The organism is Peribacillus sp. NPDC058002, from assembly GCF_042886655.1.
Classification (GTDB): domain Bacteria; phylum Bacillota; class Bacilli; order Bacillales; family DSM-1321; genus Peribacillus; species Peribacillus aracenensis.
Window position 1 is genome coordinate 1 of sequence record NZ_JBHVQU010000044.1, and the last position, 20,919, is coordinate 20,919.

Annotated in this window: 20 protein-coding genes and 1 pseudogene; 3 read left to right on the forward strand and 18 right to left on the reverse strand. The window is 42.3% G+C overall.

Annotated elements, in window-relative coordinates:
- Nucleotides 1–50: 50 nt before the first annotated feature.
- From prmA to gpr, 10 genes and pseudogenes are all read right to left on the reverse strand, one after another.
- A pseudogene (prmA, locus tag ACFVSH_RS10755) lies at nucleotides 51–677 on the reverse strand (50S ribosomal protein L11 methyltransferase); the annotation flags it as partial.
- A 36-nt stretch (nucleotides 678–713) separates the two neighbouring features.
- Complete coding sequence (gene dnaJ, locus ACFVSH_RS10760; RefSeq protein WP_387705899.1) at nucleotides 714–1,829, reverse strand: molecular chaperone DnaJ; 1,116 nt, start codon at nucleotides 1,827–1,829, stop codon at nucleotides 714–716.
- Between the two features lie 296 nt (nucleotides 1,830–2,125).
- Nucleotides 2,126–3,958, reverse strand: a complete 1,833-nt coding sequence (gene dnaK, locus ACFVSH_RS10765; RefSeq protein ID WP_260284737.1) for a molecular chaperone DnaK — start codon at nucleotides 3,956–3,958, stop codon at nucleotides 2,126–2,128.
- 37 nt (nucleotides 3,959–3,995) lie between these two features.
- A complete protein-coding gene (grpE, locus tag ACFVSH_RS10770) occupies nucleotides 3,996–4,592 on the reverse strand; it encodes a nucleotide exchange factor GrpE (RefSeq protein ID WP_260284738.1) in 597 nt (198 codons plus the stop codon).
- 99 nt (nucleotides 4,593–4,691) lie between these two features.
- On the reverse strand, nucleotides 4,692–5,720 hold the full coding sequence (hrcA, locus tag ACFVSH_RS10775) for a heat-inducible transcriptional repressor HrcA (RefSeq protein ID WP_387598068.1): 1,029 nt from the start codon (nucleotides 5,718–5,720) through the stop codon (nucleotides 4,692–4,694).
- A 124-nt stretch (nucleotides 5,721–5,844) separates the two neighbouring features.
- Nucleotides 5,845–6,996, reverse strand: coding sequence for a radical SAM family heme chaperone HemW (gene hemW / locus ACFVSH_RS10780; protein WP_387705900.1), 1,152 nt, complete (start codon nucleotides 6,994–6,996; stop codon nucleotides 5,845–5,847).
- 89 nt (nucleotides 6,997–7,085) lie between these two features.
- Entirely contained in the window at nucleotides 7,086–8,921 is a 1,836-nt protein-coding gene (gene lepA / locus ACFVSH_RS10785; RefSeq protein WP_387598074.1) for a translation elongation factor 4, read from the reverse strand.
- Nucleotides 8,922–9,096: 175 nt separating this feature from the next.
- Nucleotides 9,097–9,420 (reverse strand): YqxA family protein, encoded by a 324-nt coding sequence (locus ACFVSH_RS10790; protein ID WP_098369759.1) that lies wholly within the window; start codon nucleotides 9,418–9,420, stop codon nucleotides 9,097–9,099.
- Between the two features lie 21 nt (nucleotides 9,421–9,441).
- Nucleotides 9,442–10,641 (reverse strand): stage II sporulation protein P, encoded by a 1,200-nt coding sequence (gene spoIIP, locus ACFVSH_RS10795; RefSeq protein WP_260284742.1) that lies wholly within the window; start codon nucleotides 10,639–10,641, stop codon nucleotides 9,442–9,444.
- Between the two features lie 86 nt (nucleotides 10,642–10,727).
- Complete coding sequence (gene gpr, locus ACFVSH_RS10800; protein ID WP_342614176.1) at nucleotides 10,728–11,846, reverse strand: GPR endopeptidase; 1,119 nt, start codon at nucleotides 11,844–11,846, stop codon at nucleotides 10,728–10,730.
- Between the two features lie 274 nt (nucleotides 11,847–12,120).
- Between gpr and rpsT the strand changes: the two genes are divergently transcribed.
- Nucleotides 12,121–12,387 carry a 30S ribosomal protein S20 gene (gene rpsT / locus ACFVSH_RS10805; protein ID WP_034308554.1) on the forward strand — a complete coding sequence of 89 codons (267 nt, stop codon included), beginning with the start codon at nucleotides 12,121–12,123 and terminating at the stop codon, nucleotides 12,385–12,387.
- An 88-nt stretch (nucleotides 12,388–12,475) separates the two neighbouring features.
- Here rpsT and holA read toward each other — a convergent pair whose 3' ends face one another.
- Nucleotides 12,476–13,489: a DNA polymerase III subunit delta gene (gene holA, locus ACFVSH_RS10810; protein ID WP_387598079.1), complete on the reverse strand. Its 1,014-nt coding sequence runs from the start codon at nucleotides 13,487–13,489 to the stop codon at nucleotides 12,476–12,478.
- A 342-nt stretch (nucleotides 13,490–13,831) separates the two neighbouring features.
- Between holA and ACFVSH_RS10815 the strand changes: the two genes are divergently transcribed.
- A complete protein-coding gene (locus ACFVSH_RS10815) occupies nucleotides 13,832–13,966 on the forward strand; it encodes a YqzM family protein (protein ID WP_034308559.1) in 135 nt (44 codons plus the stop codon).
- 76 nt (nucleotides 13,967–14,042) lie between these two features.
- Here ACFVSH_RS10815 and ACFVSH_RS10820 read toward each other — a convergent pair whose 3' ends face one another.
- The 3 genes from ACFVSH_RS10820 to ACFVSH_RS10830 all read right to left on the reverse strand — a co-directional run bounded on the left by ACFVSH_RS10820 (nucleotide 14,043) and on the right by ACFVSH_RS10830 (nucleotide 17,642).
- The gene (locus ACFVSH_RS10820; protein WP_387705901.1) at nucleotides 14,043–16,349 is read right to left on the reverse strand and encodes a DNA internalization-related competence protein ComEC/Rec2; all 2,307 of its coding nucleotides are present in this window, start codon (nucleotides 16,347–16,349) and stop codon (nucleotides 14,043–14,045) included.
- An 18-nt stretch (nucleotides 16,350–16,367) separates the two neighbouring features.
- Entirely contained in the window at nucleotides 16,368–16,928 is a 561-nt protein-coding gene (locus tag ACFVSH_RS10825) for a ComE operon protein 2 (protein ID WP_387705903.1), read from the reverse strand.
- 84 nt (nucleotides 16,929–17,012) lie between these two features.
- Entirely contained in the window at nucleotides 17,013–17,642 is a 630-nt protein-coding gene (locus tag ACFVSH_RS10830; RefSeq protein ID WP_387705905.1) for a helix-hairpin-helix domain-containing protein, read from the reverse strand.
- A gap of 110 nt (nucleotides 17,643–17,752) precedes the next feature.
- On the opposite strand from ACFVSH_RS10830, the gene comER reads away from it, so the two are divergent.
- Nucleotides 17,753–18,583, forward strand: coding sequence for a late competence protein ComER (gene comER, locus ACFVSH_RS10835; RefSeq protein WP_387705907.1), 831 nt, complete (start codon nucleotides 17,753–17,755; stop codon nucleotides 18,581–18,583).
- A gap of 105 nt (nucleotides 18,584–18,688) precedes the next feature.
- Here comER and ACFVSH_RS10840 read toward each other — a convergent pair whose 3' ends face one another.
- Genes ACFVSH_RS10840 through ACFVSH_RS10855 form a run of 4 tightly spaced genes read right to left on the reverse strand, consistent with a single transcriptional unit; the run spans nucleotide 18,689 to nucleotide 20,916 of the window.
- Nucleotides 18,689–19,432 carry a class I SAM-dependent DNA methyltransferase gene (locus ACFVSH_RS10840; RefSeq protein WP_387598092.1) on the reverse strand — a complete coding sequence of 248 codons (744 nt, stop codon included), beginning with the start codon at nucleotides 19,430–19,432 and terminating at the stop codon, nucleotides 18,689–18,691.
- On the reverse strand, nucleotides 19,429–19,785 hold the full coding sequence (rsfS, locus tag ACFVSH_RS10845) for a ribosome silencing factor (RefSeq protein WP_034308569.1): 357 nt from the start codon (nucleotides 19,783–19,785) through the stop codon (nucleotides 19,429–19,431). Before rsfS ends, ACFVSH_RS10840 begins: the two co-directional genes overlap by 4 nt.
- Nucleotides 19,785–20,357, reverse strand: a complete 573-nt coding sequence (gene yqeK / locus ACFVSH_RS10850; protein ID WP_192205660.1) for a bis(5'-nucleosyl)-tetraphosphatase (symmetrical) YqeK — start codon at nucleotides 20,355–20,357, stop codon at nucleotides 19,785–19,787. Before yqeK ends, rsfS begins: the two co-directional genes overlap by 1 nt.
- A complete protein-coding gene (locus ACFVSH_RS10855) occupies nucleotides 20,347–20,916 on the reverse strand; it encodes a nicotinate-nucleotide adenylyltransferase (RefSeq protein WP_192205662.1) in 570 nt (189 codons plus the stop codon). The genes yqeK and ACFVSH_RS10855 overlap by 11 nt, the downstream gene beginning before the upstream one ends.
- Between the last annotated feature and the right edge of the window lie 3 nt (nucleotides 20,917–20,919).

Consider the following 20,919-nt stretch of genomic DNA (forward strand, 5'->3'; position numbering starts at 1 on the left):
TAATAATTAACTTAAATTAGTAACACGTTTTTTTTTTATTACAAAACTTACACTTCATCCAAATCAAGGGACTGGATTCGTTTTGCGTCCAATAATGCAGCTGCTATACTCAGAACACCAGAACCAGTTCCTACATCAACGACTAAATCCCCAGGCTGCACTGTACGCTCCAGCGCTTGGATGCACATGACCGTCGTCGGGTGTGTACCCGTTCCGAAGGCCATGCCTGGATCAAGTTCAATGATCAATTCGTCACTGCTTACTGGAGTGTAGTCTTCCCATGTTGGCACGATGGTAAAACGTTCGGATATCTTGACAGGGTTATAATATTTTTTCCAAGCCGTCGCCCACTCTTCTTCATTCACTTCACTAATTGAAACAACATTCTTCCCAAGGTCTATATCAAAAAGAAGGAGATTATTGATTGATTCCTTAATGGCATCAATGGTATCGCCAAGGAAGCTGTTAACAGGCAGATAAGCCTTAATGACAACACCTTCATTCGGATAATCATCTGGGTTTAAGTGGTAGATTTCGCCAAAAACATTTTCTCGTTCCTTGACTAATTCTAGAGGATCCTCAATGACAACACCACTCGCACCTGCCTCATGAAGAATATTCGAAACAGGTTCAACCGCTTCATTCGTTGTTTGGATTGCAAATTCAGACCACTTCATAATCTACCAACTCCCAATTTGTTCTTTTACTTTTATTCACCTATCTTTAAAAGCACGCTTTACCTTTGAGAAAAATCCATCATCTTGTTCATCTACACCTTGTCCGCTGATATCACTGAACTCACGAAGCAGGTCCTTTTGTTTTTCCGTTAATTTCTTAGGCGTGACCACTAATACGACCACATGCTGATCTCCTTGGCCATATCCTCTGACATTCGGAACCCCTTTGCCTTTTAAACGGAAACGAGTGCTTGTTTGTGTACCTGCTGGAATCTTCAGCTTCACTTTTCCATGAAGTGTCGGAACTTCTATTTCATCCCCTAATGCTGCCTGGGCAAAAGTAACCGGCATTTCGCAATAAATATCATCGCCATCTCGCTCAAAGAATTCATGGCTGCGCACATGGAAGACTACATATAGGTCTCCTGCCGGACCGCCATTGATTCCTGGCTCTCCTTGGCCGGTTACACGCAACTGCTGGCCATCATCAATGCCTGCTGGCACCTTGACTTGGATCTTTTTACGTTTTTGGACTTTTCCGTCTCCGCCGCATGTTGAACATTTATGCGGAATGATTTTTCCTGTTCCTTGACAATGGTGACATGCTCTCCGGTTCACAATCCTTCCGAACGCTGTGTTTTGTTCAACATTCAATTGACCGGTTCCATGGCAATGTGAACAGTTTTCCACTTTTGTACCTGGTTTGGCACCGGATCCTTTACAAGTATCACAATTCTCTTCACGCGGAATTTCGATTTCAGTATCTTTTCCGAATGCAGCCTCTTCAAAAGAGAGCGTCATCGTATATTGTAAATCCGCCCCTTGACGCGGTGCATTAGGATCTCTCCTGCGTCCGCCGCCGCCAAAAAAACTACTGAAAATATCTTCAAAACCGCCGAAACCGCCAAAGTCCTGACCGCCAAAGCCTTGATTTGGATCTGTGTGTCCGAATTGGTCATAATGGGCCTTTTTCTGTTCGTCACTCAATACTTCGTAAGCTTCTTTGATTTCCTTGAATTTATCCGCAGCATCGTCCGCTTTATTAATATCAGGGTGATATTGTTTGGAGAGCTTTCGATACGCTTTTTTGATTTCATCCTTCGAAGCACTCTTCGAAAGGCCTAACACCTCATAATAATCGCGTTTACTCATATCTAAAATCCACTCCCGATTCGATTCACATAAAGGTAATATTATCACTGAACGAAGATAATAATCAACTAGAAAAGTGCAAACGGCTTTAACACATTTTTGCAAATGGTATAGCCAGTGCCAATTTGCACACATTTCCCTCTAAAATCCAACGATTCCCCACCAGTGATTGTAACACTTCCAGAATTCCATTCACTGTAAAAAAAGCCAAAGTCAAGATAACCTGACTTTGACTTTTTTTACAATGGCAGGCAGAAATACTGCCCAATATATCAGTGTCCCGATTGGGCCACTTTTTATTTTTTCTCTTCTTCGTTAACTTCCGTGTATTCAGCATCAACCACATTATCGTCTTTAGCAGACTCGCCAGCACCGGCTTCGCCAGCTTGCTGAGCTTTTGCCGCTTCTTCATAAAGCTTCATTGTCAAAGCTTGAACGATTTCGTTAAGCGCATCCTTTTTCACGCGGATTTCTTCAAGCTCATTTTTCTCGATTGCAGCTTTCAGTTCATCCTTCGCTTCATTCGCTTTTGTTACTTCCGCTTCGTCCACTTTACCTTCTAGATCTTTAAGCGTTTTTTCCGTTTGGAAAACTAATTGATCGGCTTCGTTACGAAGTTCGACTTCTTCTTTACGTTGTTTGTCGCTATCGGCATTTTCTTCCGCTTCACGTACCATGCGTTCGATCTCTTCATCAGAAAGTCCTGAAGATGATTTGATGGTGATCGCTTGTTCTTTGTTTGTGCCAAGATCTTTCGCACGAACGTTCACGATACCGTTTTTATCGATATCGAATGTCACTTCAACTTGTGGAATTCCACGAGGTGCCGGTGGAATGTCACTCAATTGGAAACGACCAAGAGTTTTGTTATCCGCTGACATTGGACGCTCACCTTGAAGGACATGGATATCAACTGCCGTTTGATTATCAGCGGCTGTCGAGAATACTTGTGATTTACTTGTCGGAATCGTAGTATTACGGTCAATCAGTTTCGTGAATACTCCGCCCATCGTTTCAATTCCAAGTGAAAGTGGTGTCACATCAAGAAGGACAACGTCTTTAACATCCCCTGTCAATACGCCACCTTGAATTGCAGCACCCATAGCCACTACTTCATCAGGGTTTACACCTTTGCTTGGTTCTTGACCGATTTCCTTTTTGATCGCTTCAACAACCGCAGGAATACGTGTAGATCCACCAACAAGGATTACTTTGTCGATTTCAGATGCTGAAAGACCAGCATCTTTCAATGCTTGACGAGTTGGTCCCATAGTGCGTTCCACAAGACCTGCAGAAAGCTCATCGAACTTAGCTCTAGTCATCGATACATCCAAGTGAAGCGGGCCAGCTTCTCCAGCAGTGATGAACGGTAAAGAAATTTGAGTTGATGTTACGCCGGAAAGATCTTTTTTCGCTTTTTCAGCAGCATCTTTCAAACGTTGAACCGCCATTTTATCTTTTGAAAGATCAATTCCGTTTTCTTTCTTGAATGCTTCAACTAAGTAATCGATGATGACTTGGTCGAAATCATCCCCACCTAGACGGTTGTCACCAGCTGTGGACTTAACTTCGAAAACGCCGTCCCCAAGTTCCATGATCGATACGTCAAATGTACCGCCGCCAAGGTCGAATACAAGGATCGTTTGATCTTCTTCCGTTTTATCCAAACCGTATGCAAGTGCTGCAGCTGTCGGTTCGTTGATGATACGTTCCACTTCAAGTCCGGCAATTTGACCAGCATCCTTAGTTGCTTGACGTTCTGCATCATTGAAGTAAGCAGGTACTGTGATAACAGCTTTAGTAACTTTTTCACCAAGATACTCTTCAGCATATGATTTCAAGTATTGAAGAATGATTGCAGAAACTTCTTGAGGTGAGTATTCTTTTCCTTCAATGACTTCTTTATGGTCGGTACCCATATGGCGTTTAATGGAAATGATCGTGTTAGGGTTTGTAATCGCTTGGCGTTTCGCCACTTCCCCTACTTGCCTTTCTCCATTTTTGAATGCCACTACGGATGGAGTTGTACGGTTTCCTTCTGGATTCGGGATTACTTTTGGTTCCCCGCCTTCAAGTACAGATACACAAGAGTTTGTTGTACCTAAGTCAATACCAATAATCTTGCTCATAGTTTCACTACCTCCCAATTATTTATATGTAAAAATCCTATTCGTTCACTTTTACCATTGCAGGTCGAATCACACGGTCTTTAAGGATGTATCCTTTTTGGAATTCCTCGACGACGATGTTCGAACCGAAATTTTCATCTTGAACTTGCATGACCGCTTGATGCAAACGCGGATCGAACTCTTCGCCAACTGAACTGATCGGTTCGATGCCTTCTTTATTCAATGCATCAATGATCGCTTTATAGACCATTTCCATGCCGGATAGCAAGGATTTTGTCTGTTCATTATCCGCTTCGATTTTTGTAGCTCTTTCAAAATTATCAAGAGCCTCCACCAAATCACTAGCAATACTTTGAACTCTATATTTTTGGGCCGCCTCCATATCAAGCTTGGCACGGCGTCTTGAATTATCAAAATCGGCCTGCAGACGAAGGTAACGGTTATCCATTTCTTCGATTTTCGCCTCAAGTTCGGCAATCTTTTCATGAGCCAATTGAAGTTCATCTTTTTCAACCGGAGTTTCCTCATGGTTTTCTTCCGCCGGAATTTCTTCTTCAGCGAAAACTGCTTCTGCAGTGCTTTCCTCGATTGTTTCATTTTCCAATGTTTGTTCTTCGTTTTTATTTTCTGTCACAATCTCACCTCCCTAAAAGGGTTATACAATTTATGCTAAAGTAATATGCCAGGCCGCGGAATATACTCCTCCGCCACCTTAACAATATTACCTTTGCTACTATTTTTGATACAGTTTTGTCATCAAGGCCGTTAAATCTTTCGAGAAAAACGAAAGCAAACTGATCACTCTCGAGTATTCCATTCTCGTTGGACCCAATATGGCCAATGTGCCAACTTGCTCCTGCCCGATTGAGTAGGTTGCCGTAATCAAACTGCAGTCATCGAGCACTGTGTTTTGATTTTCACGGCCGATCTTTACGTGGATGCCCGATGGATTTTGAGTAATAAGTTCATAAAATCCCTGTTCCTGCTCAATCATCGATAAAAGCGTGCTTACTTTAGCAATATCATGGAACTCCGGCTGCCTCAGCATATTCGTTTTCCCGCCGAAAAATATTTTTTCGGGCTTTGTGTCCGTCAGGGTCTCCGCAAGGATCGAGACCATCGATCCATAGTTATGAATGTGGCGGCTCAATAGAACTGCAACTTCCTTATAGATCTTATCCTTTAAATCAACTAACGGAACATCGACCAAGCGGGAATTCAATATGTTCACCATCTTTTCAATTTCGTTTATATCTAAAGAAGGCGGTAAGGAAATCATTCGATTTTCCACATGACCTGTATCCGTAATAATGATGGCTATTGCCGTTTCAGGACTTAAAGGAATGATCTGGATTTTTTTCAGCTTATGCTCATTCACTTTTGGCCCGAGTACAATCGCCGTATAATTCGTCAGTTCCGAAAGTATTTTCGCCGACTTCTGAACGATCTTTTCCAATTCATAAATTCGTTCTACAAAGACGGATTTTAATATCTTCACTTCATTCTTTTTCGGAGCTTGAGGAGAAAGTAAATGATCCACATAATATCTATACCCTTTTTCAGAAGGAATCCTACCGGAAGAAGTATGGGTTTTTTCTAAAAATCCCATTTCTTCAAGATCAGACATTTCGTTGCGAATTGTGGCAGAGCTGAACGTAATTTCATCTTTCTTCGACAAGCTTCGCGACCCGACTGGCTGGGCAGAATGGATGAAATCCTCGATTATCACTTGTAGAATCAATAATTGACGATCAGTTAGCATGTAAGATCACCTCTGTTAGCACTCTGTCTTATCGAGTGCTAATATACTAATAAATTATCAAATGAAGCTTATGATGTCAACAATGAAAACCGCTAATTCACCGTTAAAATTACATAGATTTCCTTCAGTCGGAATCAATAACGCCTAAAAATGATTGGAACACTTCATTTCCCAGCAGTTTGCCGTGCTCAGTCAAGCGCACAAACCCGTCTTCCACCTTAAGCAGACCCTTTACCGACCCTTCTTCGAGCGGTTTCCTGAAAATCTCCGTCATTTCAACAAAAAATTTATTCTTAAAGATTTCCAATGAAACTCCTTCCGTTTTCCTGAGCCCCAAAAACATCTCCTCTTCCATCCGTTCATGAAGCGGTACCGGGTGTTCTTCCAGCACAGGCAGCTCGTTCGCCTGCAATGGCGTGATATATTTCTTCACAGGCCCATGATTGGCCACCCTATTACCTCCAGTATAGCCATGTGCACCTGCACCAATCCCATAATACTCCGCATTATTCCAATATGTCAGGTTGTGCCTGCTTTCAAACCCAGCTCGGGCAAAATTACTGATTTCATATTGATGCAGACCATGCTTCTCCATCTCTTCCATCAGCCTCTCATACATCGAAGCCTCGAGCTCCTGCGGCGGCAGGTTTAATTTGCCCCTTCGCATCTGGTTATAAAAAACCGTCTTCGGCTCAACGATCAATGAGTAGCTGGAATAGTGCGGCAATTGAAGGGCAATCGCTTTATCCAGCGTATCCTTGAAATCTTCCATCGTTTGGCCCGGCAATCCATAAATCAAGTCGATGCTTATATTCGTAAAGCCAACCTCTTGGGCCAAATGAATCGTTTCATATACTTCAGAGGCCCGGTGGGTCCGGCCAATTCGTTTTAATAATTCATCATTGAAGCTTTGCACTCCAAAGCTAAGCCTATTGACCCCCGAATCATATAGTATCTCGAGTTTTTCCCTCGAAAGATCCCCTGGATTGGCTTCGAATGTATATTCAGCCTTTTCAGGATCAAAGGGCAGGGTTTCATTGATTGCTTCACATAAGAATGCAAGCTGCTTTTCATCTAGAGAGGTCGGTGTCCCTCCACCGACGAAAACCGTCTCCAAGCCTGCAGTCGGGTATTTGGAAAGCTGCATCACCATTTCCCTTTTCATCATCTGTAAATATTCGTCGACCGGCTGTCCCTGCAAAAATACTTTATTGAAATCACAATAATGACAAATATGTTCACAAAATGGTATATGGAGGTAGGCGCTTTTGATCATTGTGTTCACAACCTTTTAATCGAATGAGTCGATAGAAAAAGAGGCTAGATCTCCTCTACCCTCTTTTTTCTAACTATCGTTTATTTTATTTATTTTTTTGGTGTCGTATCATCCATTTTCAAAACAGCCATGAAAGCTTCTTGCGGAACTTCAACTGAACCTACTTGTTTCATCCGCTTTTTACCTTCTTTCTGTTTTTCGAGCAACTTACGTTTACGGGAAATATCGCCGCCGTAACATTTAGCCAATACGTTTTTGCGCATTGCACTAATCGAAGAACGGGCAATGATTTTTTGCCCGATTGCCGCTTGGATCGGCACTTCAAATTGTTGTCTTGGAATTAGCTTCTTCAATTTTTCAACAATGACCTTCCCGCGTTCATAAGCAAAGTCCTTATGAACAATGAAACTTAAAGCATCGACAGTTTCAGAATTCAATAAGATATCCATCTTCACTAGCTTGGACGGTTTGTAGCCGATCAACTCATAATCGAATGAAGCATAGCCTCTTGTATTGGATTTCAATTGATCGAAGAAATCATACACGATTTCCGATAATGGAATTTCGTAATGAATGCTCACACGAGTCTCATCGATATATTCCATATCAATGAAGTTACCGCGTTTATTTTGACAGATTTCCATGATCGTCCCAACAAACTCCGTCGGTGCCATCATCGTTGCTTTGACATATGGCTCCTCGACCCGTTCGATCTTTTGAGCATCAGGCATATTAGATGGGTTATCCACTTTCAGGACCGTTCCGTCTGTTTGGACCACATCATAAATAACACTAGGTGCAGTGGTGATCAGATCGATTTTGAATTCACGCTCAATCCGTTCCTGGATAATTTCCATATGAAGGAGTCCAAGGAATCCGCAACGGAAACCGAAGCCCAATGCTTGCGATGATTCCGCTTCGAACTGAAGCGCTGAATCGTTCAATTCCAATTTTTCCAATGCATCCCGTAAATCATTGAATTTCGATGCGTCAATCGGGTATAAACCGCAATATACCATCGGATTCATCTTCCTGTAACCCGGCAATGGTTCTGTCGCGCCATTCACGGCACTTGTAATCGTATCACCGACAGTTGTATCACCAACGTTTTTAATGGATGCCGTAAGGAAACCTACATCACCGACGTTCAGTTCATCCAACAGCTGGGTCTTAGGGTTGAAGACACCCAATTCGGTAACATCGAATTCTTTGCCAGTGGACATCATTTTGATTTTGTCGCCCACTTTAACGGAACCCTCGACAACACGGATATAGGCAACTACACCGCGGTACGCATCAAACAGCGAATCGAAAATAAGCGCCTTGAAAGGAGCATCGGGATCACCTTGTGGAGCTGGAACCAATTCAACGACCTGTTCCAAAATCTCCTCGATTCCGATTCCGGCTTTAGCCGAAGCCAAGACTGCATCGGAAGCATCCAATCCGATCACTTCCTCGATTTCTCCACGCACCCGTTCCGGATCTGCACTCGGCAAATCAATTTTATTGATGACCGGAATGATTTCAAGGTTGTTATCCAAAGCTAAATACACGTTTGCAAGCGTTTGGGCCTCAATACCTTGTGCCGCATCGACAACAAGGACAGCGCCTTCACACGCTGCAAGGCTTCGTGACACTTCATACGTAAAATCGACATGTCCCGGTGTATCAATAAGATGGAAGATATATTCTTCTCCATCTTTCGCGTTATATTTCAATTGAATCGCATTCAATTTAATCGTAATTCCGCGCTCACGCTCTAAATCCATGGAATCCAACAACTGACTCTTCATTTCACGCTGAGTCATGGCGTTCGTTTTTTCAATGATACGATCCGCCAATGTAGATTTACCATGATCAATATGAGCGATGATGGAAAAGTTACGAATTTTTGATTGTCTTTTTAATTTTTCTTCTCTATTCATGACGTTCACTCCCACTAGTCGACACAATACACTATTTTTTATTATATCAATAGAAAATGCAAGATTCAACAGAATAGTTACAAAAGAAGCATCATTGCAGGGCAATGGATAAAAAAAGGCTGCATTCCGAATTCGGATGCAGCTTTTGGCAGGGCACACTCAACTTGTTTCATACCTAAATCATATCAATCAGGGCTTGAAAAGCACCTGATATGGACTCTCCCAGCGTTTTGCCGATCGATGAAAAAAAGTTGAAGGCTTTCATTTCTTCAAGTTTTTCTTTTTTCGTCTCCAAATCATGACTTGTTACTTTTTCGCCAAGGATATCCGCTTCCATCTCCCCTTGGTCCGATTGGTTAATCATGAATGCACTATTCAAAGAGGGATCTTCGTACCCCTTCATTTTTTTCATCCCGTCGTTTGCTTGCTGCATCCCAATCAGAACACCTAAAAATAATACGAGCACGATCCCTGTACATTTCAACCAAAATCGAACCATGATAAGAGAACTCCTTTCAAATCACTTCGCTTCCGAATCCCCGGTCGGGTTATCCACTGCTTTGGCATCCCAGTAAAACTCACTGAAAACATCGCTAAAGGCATCTACGGTCAAGTACATTTCCTCGAAAGTATTATCAACACCGCCAATTTCAATGAGCATGGAATTGCCTGATAAATCCTGATTGTATACTCCATTCTGCCCCGCTCCGCCTTGTTTCATAACCCCGCGTGAAATACCTGGGTATTTTTTCTCCAAAGCTTTATGAAGCTTATTGGCAAGCGCGGCATTTTTTTCGAAGTTCGGGTTATTGCCCCCAATCACGAAAGCAATCTTGGCATAATCTTTACCGTTAATGTTAATGGTCGTATGTTTTTTTCGTTTCGAATCACGGTGGATATCAATCATATATTCTAGATTTTTGTTAGTGGCCAATGCCGTCTGAACAGACTTTCGGGATTCTTGATAGGATTTGGCATAATTTAATCCTTTATTATTCAGATTTCCCATGATATCCGTTTTATCGAGCGAGGAACCGATCCCCTTATCAGCCAGATCTTCAACCATCCGTTCACCGAGTTTCGTAATATTGATTTTAGAATGGTAGGCCAGGTCCGGATTTGTCACGCCTTTTAAATATGGAAGATATGACTCCCGATTATGACTATGGTAAATCTCGACCACTTTCCGTCCATTGGTCGTTTGTTTCGGCTGATTGGCCGCTCCTTTTTCCGGTTCTTCAATCTCATCCAGGTTTTGCAGGGATGCATCCCTTTCTTCATTCAGGACGTCTACTGGCGGCGAAGATTCATATGGCATATTCGTATAGTTCGTTCCTTCCCCAGCAACGAGGATTTCATTATCAAAAATCGAAAAGCCAGGCAGTTCCCTTCCAAGTAAACTTCGCGGGTCCTCGAGTGAAATGTTTGTCGAGACTTTTATCAATTGATTCGTGATCACTGATTCCTGCTTACCTTCCGGCAGGGCATTAAAAAGATAATGGTTTTCATTGGCCAGCATCGAGAACAGCATTTTTCCCGAGAATTGGTTGGCTACAGTATGTACGGAATTAGAAGATATCCGATACTCCGGTCTTAGGGAAGTCATGACCCCACTGACTGAAAAAACAAAAAGAAGCAAGGCGAGAATACCTAGAAAAGTTTTTATTATTGTTGATCCGTGAACGGCTGTTATGATTCCTGGGGAATTTCTTCTTTTCATCCTTCCACCCTCTCTATAGCTTGTCTATTAATACCTATGACTTTGCTAGAAAGGGTAGAACACCATTTTTGGGCACTGAAAATGATTTAACGGGTGTAGTAGCCGGCATTATCCTGATTTATTGAATGATGCAAGGCTGCATTTAAACCATTGGCTATCAAATTGGCCATATCCTCAATGAAAACATCGACTTCTTTCGGTGTAACCATTAAATTTTGACCAAGAGGTGACAGCACTTCATAAATCAATTTCCGTTTCTCTTCATCAGGGAGGACACCTATCATTCCCAAGAAGGTTTGGCGCTCCTTTTCACCTGGCATATCCTCTTCCGTCAACTTCGTGCGCTTCCCGAAACTGAATCCAGCGGGTGCCAACGATCGTGATGGTCTGTCCCCTTCATTCAGTTCCTTGCCAAAGTGCTTCAAAATATAATCTATCGTATCGCTGGCAATTGATACGGCATCCACGACGGTAGGTATTCCAATTGCTATAACAGGAACTCCCAGTGTATCCTGGCTCAATTCCTTTCGTTTATTTCCAACACCAGACCCTGGATGGATGCCTGTATCCGTAATTTGGATCGTGGAATTCACCCGTTCGATCGAACGGGCAGCCAATGCGTCAACGACGATCAGGAAATCAGGTTTACTTTTTTCGATGACTCCTTTAATGATGTCACTCGTCTCGATTCCCGTAATCCCCATCACACCGGGGGAAATCGCACTGACCGGCCGATAGCCTTCCTTGACGGACTCCGGCTGCAATTCGAACAAATGCCTAGTGACTACAAGGTTCTCAACGACTGCTGGTCCCAGAGCATCGGGAGTAACATTCCAATTACCAAGACCGACAACCAAACAGCTGCTTTCTTTGGTGATCTTATTTCGTTTCAAGAAGTAAGCCAGTTCGTTGGCGAACACCTTTTCCACCCGTTGCTGCGTTTCCGTATCCTGCTGGCGGATGCCCTGCACTTCGATGGTCAAATAACTGCCCTGTTTCTTACCGATTTCCTTTTCCCCCTCAGCCGTGACCTCGACCAAGGATACCTTCAGATCATCCACTTCTTTTTCCTTGATAATGACCCCTTCGATACGAGATACATCAACTTCCTCTACAACACCTTTATGTTCAAGGGCAATTTCCTTTGCTTCTATCGCCAAATCTGTACGAATTCCGTATTCACTAAGGTCCAAATTATTTTCCATAACGGCCTCCTGATGTTTGAATTGTATCGAATCTAGTATTTTCAATAGTCTCTCTTAAACATTCTGTCATTTTTGCTTTTTTATTATTCATTTTTTTGGTACAATGAGTGATGACGAGATGAATTTATTCCCGAAATTATAATTCCTTTTCGATTCTCAATCTGAAGTATTGCATATTTATGAGCAGTCTGATAGAATATCACTTGTGCTATTTGATATGGATTTGAAAAGTCGAGTTCATATAATCTCGATTTCTTTGTAGGAGGTGAACGGAATGCCAAACATTAAATCTGCTATTAAACGTGTGAAAATTAACGACAAAAAACGCGTTCATAACATTACTGTTAGATCAACTATGCGTACTACAGTGAAAAACGCTGAAGTTGCATTAGCTGGTGAAAACGTTGAAGCTGCTAAAGAAGCTCTTTTAACAGCTGCTGTGAAATTAGACAAAGCTGCATCTAAAGGATTAATCCATAAAAATGCGGCAGCCCGTAAAAAATCTCGTTTAGCGAAAAGACTTAACGCTCTTAACGCATAATGACAAAAAATAAACGATCCAATCGGATCGTTTTTTTTGTGCCGTTTTTTGCATAAAAAAGGTGACAGGATATCTGTCACCTTTTTTATCATCTAATTTTTAAAAGCAGCAGCTCAAGCGTGATTGCCTTATCCGCTTGGCCGGTCTTCATTTTATAATCCGCTTCCGCTAAGTCGTTCATGATGCTCAACAGCTCGCGTTCCTGGAATTTCCCCGTCTTTTCAAGTGCCAGCTTTACCCGGTAAGGGTGCACCTTCAGTTGCCCCGCAATTTTTTGCTGGCTATAACCCTGACGGGAAAGCTCCTTCACTTGATACATGAGCCTGACCTGGCCTGCAATGACACTCAAGATCTTGATGGGTTCTTCATTCTGCCTGAGAAGATCGTGCAGTATCGTCATGGCACTCTCCATCTTTCGCTGTAACACATGATCAACAAGCGTGAAGATATTCTGTTCAAGGGATTTAGCGACCAGCTTTTCCACTATCCCGACCGTTATATGTTTATCAGCTTCTGCATAAAGCACCATTTTATCCAGTTCATTCGTCAGCATCATCAGATTCGTTCCTGCAAGTTCAAGTAAAAGCTCTATAGCCTGCTCATCTATTTGGACTGAAGAAGTTTCGACCCTCTCCTTCACCCACCCCTTTAATTCATGATCACCAAGCTTCTTCGCTTCAACGAGAACCGCCTTACGCTTAAGTTCCTTGGTGATTTTTTTCCGTTCATCCAGTTTCTCATAAGGTGCTGTCAATACGACAATAGAATAAGGGACCGGATCAGCCAAATACGCTTCCAGTCTTTTTACATTATGTTCAACTCTTGACTTCGTTTTTTCAGCTGTCAAAAAAAATGGGTTTTGCATGAAAACAAGGCGCCTTTCCCCGATAAACGGGAGGGTTTCGACATCTTCAAGCGCAGTTTCAACAGGCGTCTCTTCTAAATCAAATTGAGCAAAGTTAAAATCCATCTCATCTTCGTGAAGGACATTCTCGATCAATAGCTGCTTCGTTTCATTAATTAGATAGGCTTCTGTTCCATATAACAAGTATACTGGAGCGAATTGCCCTTTTTTTATATTTTTCCAAACGTCTAATACCAATAGAATCCGCCTCTTTACTATGTATTCTTCCCTAATGGTATAGGTGGATGGACCATTTGACAAGCTATAAAGGGAACTAACCCTTAAAAAGGGCTAGTTCCGGATCTATATGAACACTTACAAGAAAGGCCCGGGTAATCTTCCTTGTAAGCGGGTAGAGTATTCATGTAGAACAAAAAATGAGCTTTTCTCTTTCGCTTGCTTTGTTTGTACTTATATTTTGACCTCAAAAATCCAAACTATTTGTGTCAACTCTTGTCAGTAAAGGAAATGAGGAATGAAGCCTGTAGATTTTTTTTTGGTAATGTTTTATACTATTAGCAGAAATAGGAGGGGTAAATAATGAACGAATTCGAAAAGAATGTTCAGTCAAAAACAGATGACGTCGCTGATTCCGCTATAGGATTCATCGGTTCTTTTGTATTTTTCGCTGCCATGTTCACCATAGCTGTCGTCATTAAAGCTGTCGGATCCTGATTTCTTTAACTACATGCACTTATTTTTCCTGATGGAGGCTGCCGCTGCAGTCTCTTTCTTTTTGATTTTCTACATACTATGGGAGTATCTTCCGAAAGGTTCCACTGCTTTTGTAATACTTGTAAATAATAGAACCATCCTCGTCCGTCCTGAACACCTTTATGCCACTTTTCTCAAGATTCGCAATTACGTCTCCATGAGGGTGACCGTAGCGATTATCCTTTCCAACTGAAATAAGTGCCGCTTTCGCCTGTATCTGTTCAAGGAATGCCGCGGAAGAAGAAGTTTTACTGCCATGGTGTCCAACCTTCAAGATATCGGCCTGCAACTGCGGAAATGTGCTCAATAATTCCCTTTCCCCTTCTTCTCCCATATCACCGGTTAATAACCAAGACAATCCCCCAAGCTCCGTGAATAGAACTATGGATGAATCATTCTTATTTTCCTCTTTCTTATATGGACCGAGAACAGCAAACGGCGCTCCTCCAGCAAACCAATTATCCCCCCTTCTCAGTACAGTCATTTTCATTTTTTTATCTCTAGCCACCGACACAAAATCCATATCCCTATATTGCTCTTCACTCCAGCCTCCAATGATGATCTCCCCAACATTAAAATTCTCAATCAATTCTTTTGCACTTCCCATATGATCTGCATCCGGATGGGTTAAAATGAGTTTGTCCAATTGGTGGATTCCCTTACTTTTCAATAATGGAATGATGATATCATCCGCGGTGTTGAACTTCTTTCGCTTTTTTGCCCACGTGTCGATTGGAAATGTAATTTGCCCACCCGTATCGATCAAATAATTGCCGCGATTGAACGGCAGGATAATTAAATTGGAGTCACCTTGTCCAACGTCGATGATCTGCACTTCACCAAAAGGAGAGAACCTTTGTAAATTATATTGAAAAAACAAAAGGACAATCATTATTCCGCACCAGATTTTACTTTTTTCAAAAGATATATCCCAAGTCAGGTATAACCCTAAAAGGGAAATAACAAGTAATACCATCATGATGAAAGGTGGTTTTCCAAACGGAATGGAAGCCAGCGGCAAATCCGATGCTGCATCCGCGGCTTTATTGCATAGTACGAATGTGAAATTCAATAATGATATGAGGGGTTGCCCCAAGGGAGGCAGCAATAAATGAATAAGGAGGGAAATCAGCGAAAGCGGCAGCAATATGATGGAATAAAGCGGAACATACAATACGTTTAGAAACACGCCAAGAAAGGATACTTCAAAAAAGTGGAAAAGCAAAATCGGAAGGGCCGCCAATTGGCAGATGGAACTGATGATGAATAGCTGCGTTGTTTTCTTAGGATATTGTAAGAAAATGCTTGAAGACATGATAATGGAGAAAGTGACTGCGAATGAAAGCTGAAAACCTATATCATAGATCATGTTAGGCTGAAAAAACAATAATGCCATATAAGTCAATCCGATTGCGGCACCCGCAGAGAGTCGCTTCTTGAATAACAGGAGCAGAAAGAAAAGCATAGCCATTAAACAGGACCTCACCACAGATGGACTTGCACCTGATAGTAACATGTAAACCGGAAGGAAGATTAAGATGGCCACCATCATTCTTTCCCGTGTAATCCCAACCCTGATGCCGAAGTAAAATAACATCCCCGTTAAAAAACTGACATGGAGACCGGAAATCGCAAGTAAGTGAACTAGCCCCAACCGCTGGTAATTAGTAAGGTCGCCTTCATCTATATATGTCTGGTCGCCGAATATGAGAGCTGTGACAAAACCGCTTGATTCTTCTGGAAATCGTTCCATAATATACGTAATTCCCTTCAGGCGCAAATTACGAATCGAAACCGGAATCGAATTTTCAGCCTTTTTGCATTCTTCAAAGGAAATGGAATCTGCTTTGAATATCCAATGGATGCCTTGGCGAAAAAGATAACGTTGGTAATCGAAACTGTTTTCATTCCTGTTTTTGTCGGGAATTTGCAATGTCCCTCGAGCCGGACATGATAAACCGATGCGCAGAAACCGACTCAGCTTTTCCTGTTCCAATTCGGTTGTGATTTTATAACGAAGCACTAGCCGTTCACCTTTCTCACCGCGCACGAATCCTTTTAACGAATTTCCATCTATATTCGGTTGGTCGGTAAATGTGATGATAAATCGGCTTTCCGTACCATGATAGGCTGTTTTGTTTCGGTGATCGGAGAAGGAGGCAGCCCCTAAAAGTATCCCCATGATCACCAAATGATAACTTAGGGCCTTCACGCTTAACCCCACCGAAAAATAAAGGAAACAGAGAAAAATAAAGATAATGATCAGCAGCCTTACATTTAAAAAAGAATGGGCCGTAACACCAAATGTAGCCGAAACGGCTAGTAAGATAAGATGTCTAGCCATGCCTGCCCCCCGTCCTTTTTAATTTTCAAATATTTGATTGGCCCGCTTTTCCAACTCCATTAAATCTTCTTTTGTCAGGTCTGTTCGTTCAAGCTGAGCCAGCAATGAAAATACAAAGTCCTTTTTTTGTTTTCCATTAACATCGATGGCCCCTTTTGCTTCAACTTTCTCGGTCTTGACACCAGCCTGTTTGAATAATTCAAGGGCATATGGATGATTTTTGTAATCCTCCGCATAATAAACAGCCTTTATGCCAGCTTGGATGAGTGATTTACAGCACTGAAGACATGGAAAATGCGTTACATATATTTCTGCCCCATCAGTGGGTACCCCAAATTTCGCACATTGTAAAAGTGCATTCATTTCTGCATGTATCGTTCTGACACAATGATTATCAATTACATAACAGCCGTCATCAATACAATGCGTCCCTCCCGCAATGGACCCATTATATCCCCCCGCAATGATTCGGTTGTCCCTGACGATGGTCGCCCCTACAGTGAGGCGTGTACATGTGCTTCTTAAAGCTAATAAATGGCTTTGCGCCATGAAATATTGATCCCAACTAATTCTGTTCATGTTCTATCCCTATCCCCTTACCACTAGAATGATTTTCTTCAATTTTACCCTCTTCCTGGCCATTTGTGTAGCATATTCAATCATTCATTTAACCGAAATGGAATTCCGTAACCTTTCAAATGTTTTATCGCCGATTCCCGTTACCTTCTTCAAGTCATCGACCTCCTTGAATTTCCCTACCGTTTCCCTGTATTCCAGGATTGCATTCGCTTTTGATGGTCCAATTCCCGTCAGGGTTTCCAATTCTTCCTGTGTAGCTGTATTCAAGTTCACCAGTCCTCCTGATGTCCTCCCAGAGACGGCATCACCAGACGGCCCGACTTGCATATTCTCCAACTTCCCCTCGTCTTCTTCACCTATTTCCGGAACATAAATGACCATTTGGTCTTCGACGATTTGAGCAAAATTCACTTTATCTTTATCAGCCTTGTCCGTAAAACTCCCCGCAGCCGAAATCAAATCGATCACCCGGTCACCTGCCTGTGCAGTGAATAGGCCTGGGGATTTGACCGCTCCTTTAACGTCCACTTTAATGATCTCAGGTTCGGCAGGAGTTTCCTCTTCACTCTGTTTAATTTCAGCATCTTTTGCAGTAATGGCAAAGATATCTTCTGTATCAGCCGGACCCTCTTGCAAAAAAAAGTAAATGCCCGCTGCCACAAATGCCACGGCAACAGTTACCAACATCCATTTCCGTTTAAGGATCGCTTCCATTTCTTTACCTCCTTGTTGGATTTCGCACGATACATTGTCATAGGACAGATTAAAAATACATAGTGTTTCTAGGAGAATCAATCGCTTTAAGTGAGAGGAGTTGATCGGAATTGAAGAAAATCGGTGTTATCGGAACCGGAAATATGGGAACCATTTTAATCGAGGCATGGCTGGAGGCAAAAATATTGAATCCGGCGGATCTAATCATTACAAATCGCACGCTTTCCAAAGCATTGCTACTGAAAGAAAAACACCCTGGTATCAAAGTTGCGGAAAGCGCAGCCGAAATCGTCCAACAAGCTGACTTTATCTTTCTCTGTGTAAAACCATTGCAAATTAACAGCCTATTACAGGACATCAAACATCATATAAAAAGGGATCAGCTGGTTATTTCCATCACAAGTCCGCTTTCAGTCTCCCAGCTTGAATCCGCCGTGAACGCCCCTTGTGCCCGTTTTATCCCGAGCATAACCAACCGTGTGGGTTCAGGGGTATCGTTACTGAGCTTCAGCAATAGCTGCAGTAAGGAGAAAGTGTCAGCTTTATTTGATTTGGCCTCTGCCATATCGGCACCGGTCATCATTGAAAATGATATCACCCGGGTAGCTTCCGATATCGTCAGCTGCGGTCCTGCCTTTTTCAGCTATTTAGCACAAGCTTTTATTGACGCGGCTTGCCAAACGACGAAGATAGATAAGGAAACGGCTACGACTTTGACTGAGAATATGCTGGTTGGCTTAGGGGAACTGCTCGGTAAAGGGGTTTATACATTGCCGACCTTACAGGAAAAGGTTTGTGTAAAGGGTGGGATAACAGGTGAGGGGATCAAGGTTTTAGATGCGGAAACCGGGGAAATGTTCCATCATCTTTTTCAAGCGACACATGAAAAGTTTGCAGAGGATCTTCACGAAGTTGAAAAGCAGTTCGGCCATCCTTATTAATATTCGCAATCAATATCTTTAACTCCTTCTGAAAGTATAAAAAAGAAGAGGTCAGACCTCCGCTCGTACAGTAAGATGTACGAACGGAGGCTCTTGACCTCTTTATCATTTACTGGCTACAAATAAGATTCTTTCGGTTTCCGCTACAAGCGGTGCTTCTTCAAGGTCCGCCAGAATTTCAGAAACCGTAAAACCTGCTTGCTCCAACCACTTTTTATATTGTTCAACCGGATAGGTCCGTTGATAATGCAACTCATCAAACCGGTCATACAGACCGCTTTCATCATCCCTTACGAAAAAACTTAAATCATGTTCCACACTGTAAGGTTCTTCACCTGGGAAGCAGTCCCATATATAGGATACTTCTTCACCATTGACAGCAAACGTATTATCACGAAAGATTTCTTCCATTTTATAAATGGAATGGACATCAAACAAAAATAATCCGCCATCCTTCAAATGCTCATGAACCCGGCTGAACGTCTTGGCTATATCTTCCTCATTACGAAGGTAGTTCAGCGAATCACAAAAAATCGTGACACAATCAAATTGGCCAAGTCCTTCGAGTTCTGCCATATTCTGCTGGAAAAGCGGAATCGATAATCCAAGCTTAACCGCTTTTTCATTAGCAACAAGAAGCATTTCATCAGATAAATCCACACCGGTGACTTCGAATCCGTGTTGCGCCAATTCAACGGTCATTTCCCCGGTTCCACACGCTAAATCCAGGACTTTCCTGCCGCCAATTCCGTACTGTTCCAGCTTCGCCGTAAGGATCATCAGCCATTTTTCATAAGGTGCGTCCTTCATCAGTTCATCGTATACATAGGCAAAGCGTTCGTACGTCATGAAGTCAGTTCACTCTCTAGATCTTCAAAAGGTGCATCTCCCCATAAACGTTCGAGATTATAGTAATTTCTTTCATCTTTATGGAAAATGTGGGCCACTACATCGCCAAGATCAACAAGCACCCATTTCGCCTCGTCAAAACCTTCAAGACGTTTTACATTGATTCCTGATTCATCAGCTTTGCTCTTCATTTCACGAGCTATTGCTTGTACTTGTTTTTCAGAATTACCGTGGCAGATCAAAAAGTAATCCGCTACTAGGGAAATACCTTGCATGTTCAATGCCACGATATCCTCCGCTCTTTTATCGTCCGCCGCTTTTGCTGCAATTACAAGAAGTTCACGTTCAGTCATTACATCTTCTCCTTCAAATTCATGATCAAATCATTATATGTCTTAAATGTGTCAGGGTAAATTGCCTGATTCCTTTTCATTAAAAAAACAACTGTATTCCTTAAAGCCTGAATGACAGCATGATCCAAATTTTGCTTTGCCGTCTGCCTGACTTCATCGACACCGGGAAAAGAACGTCCCGGCTCAATATAGTCAGCAAGGTATACGACTTTATCCAATAGGCTCATGCCAACCCTGCCAGACGTGTGATAGGCAATCGCATCCAAGATTTCAGCGTCCTGAATCCCAGCTTCCTTTTTCACCAGATAAGCCCCGACAGGAGCGTGCCACAGCTCCATATTGTATTCAAGTAGAGCCTGGTCCATTTTTTCAGCGATTATTATTTGCTCCATTTCCTCTTTTGGACGAAATTTTGCATAATCATGGAAAATGGCTGCCAGTTCGGCTTTTTTGACGTCGGCACCATACCGTTCAGCAAGTTCAATCGCTGACTCGACCACACCCAATGTATGAATGTACCTGCGCTCAGTGATTTGTTCTTTGACCAGCGCCAATGCTTTCTCACGATTCATATAAACCATTCCCTTTAATATACTTCACCACTGGATCTGCTATTAAATATTTCACGGTTTTCCCCGTTCTTAACTTCCTTCGTATCATGGAAGATGAAATGAACATCTGAGGGACTTTCACCATCGTGATTGGGTATAAGGTCTTTTCGTTATATCCAGGGCGCTTCACACCGACGAAATTGACCATATGCACCAGCTCGTCGATACGGTGCCAATTTGGTAAGTACTCAATCATATCTGCGCCAATTATGAAATAGAACTCATTGGTTGGCTCTAGTTCTTTCAGCAATTTTATTGTGTCATACGTATAAGATGTGCCTTTTCTTTCAATTTCAATACCCTCAATATAAAAAGATGGGTTTCCGGCTAGCGCGTTTTCCAACATGGCCAGCCTGTCCATATCGGTTACTTCCTCCGATTTTTCCTTATGCGGAGGAACGTGATTCGGCATGAACCTGATTTCATCTAGCTCAAGGGCATCCAGCACTTCATTCGCTATAATTAAATGCCCGATATGCGGAGGATTGAATGTACCGCCAAGAATTCCAATTTTTTTCATAGA

Bases quoted from the DNA above. Each gene is read 5' to 3' on its own strand.
- dnaJ (WP_387705899.1), bottom strand. From the start codon at position 1,829: ATGAGTAAACGCGATTATTATGAGGTGTTAGGCCTTTCGAAGAGTGCT.
- dnaK (WP_260284737.1), bottom strand. From the start codon at position 3,958: ATGAGCAAGATTATTGGTATTGACTTAGGTACAACAAACTCTTGTGTA.
- hrcA (WP_387598068.1), bottom strand. From the start codon at position 5,720: ATGCTAACTGATCGTCAATTATTGATTCTACAAGTGATAATCGAGGAT.
- hemW (WP_387705900.1), bottom strand. From the start codon at position 6,996: ATGATCAAAAGCGCCTACCTCCATATACCATTTTGTGAACATATTTGT.
- lepA (WP_387598074.1), bottom strand. From the start codon at position 8,921: ATGAATAGAGAAGAAAAATTAAAAAGACAATCAAAAATTCGTAACTTT.
- ACFVSH_RS10790 (WP_098369759.1), bottom strand. From the start codon at position 9,420: ATGGTTCGATTTTGGTTGAAATGTACAGGGATCGTGCTCGTATTATTT.
- spoIIP (WP_260284742.1), bottom strand. From the start codon at position 10,641: ATGAAAAGAAGAAATTCCCCAGGAATCATAACAGCCGTTCACGGATCA.
- gpr (WP_342614176.1), bottom strand. From the start codon at position 11,846: ATGGAAAATAATTTGGACCTTAGTGAATACGGAATTCGTACAGATTTG.
- rpsT (WP_034308554.1), top strand. From the start codon at position 12,121: ATGCCAAACATTAAATCTGCTATTAAACGTGTGAAAATTAACGACAAA.
- ACFVSH_RS10815 (WP_034308559.1), top strand. From the start codon at position 13,832: ATGAACGAATTCGAAAAGAATGTTCAGTCAAAAACAGATGACGTCGCT.
- ACFVSH_RS10820 (WP_387705901.1), bottom strand. From the start codon at position 16,349: ATGGCTAGACATCTTATCTTACTAGCCGTTTCGGCTACATTTGGTGTT.
- ACFVSH_RS10825 (WP_387705903.1), bottom strand. From the start codon at position 16,928: ATGAACAGAATTAGTTGGGATCAATATTTCATGGCGCAAAGCCATTTA.
- ACFVSH_RS10830 (WP_387705905.1), bottom strand. From the start codon at position 17,642: ATGGAAGCGATCCTTAAACGGAAATGGATGTTGGTAACTGTTGCCGTG.
- ACFVSH_RS10840 (WP_387598092.1), bottom strand. From the start codon at position 19,432: ATGACGTACGAACGCTTTGCCTATGTATACGATGAACTGATGAAGGAC.
- rsfS (WP_034308569.1), bottom strand. From the start codon at position 19,785: ATGACTGAACGTGAACTTCTTGTAATTGCAGCAAAAGCGGCGGACGAT.
- yqeK (WP_192205660.1), bottom strand. From the start codon at position 20,357: ATGAATCGTGAGAAAGCATTGGCGCTGGTCAAAGAACAAATCACTGAG.
- ACFVSH_RS10855 (WP_192205662.1), bottom strand. From the start codon at position 20,916: ATGAAAAAAATTGGAATTCTTGGCGGTACATTCAATCCTCCGCATATC.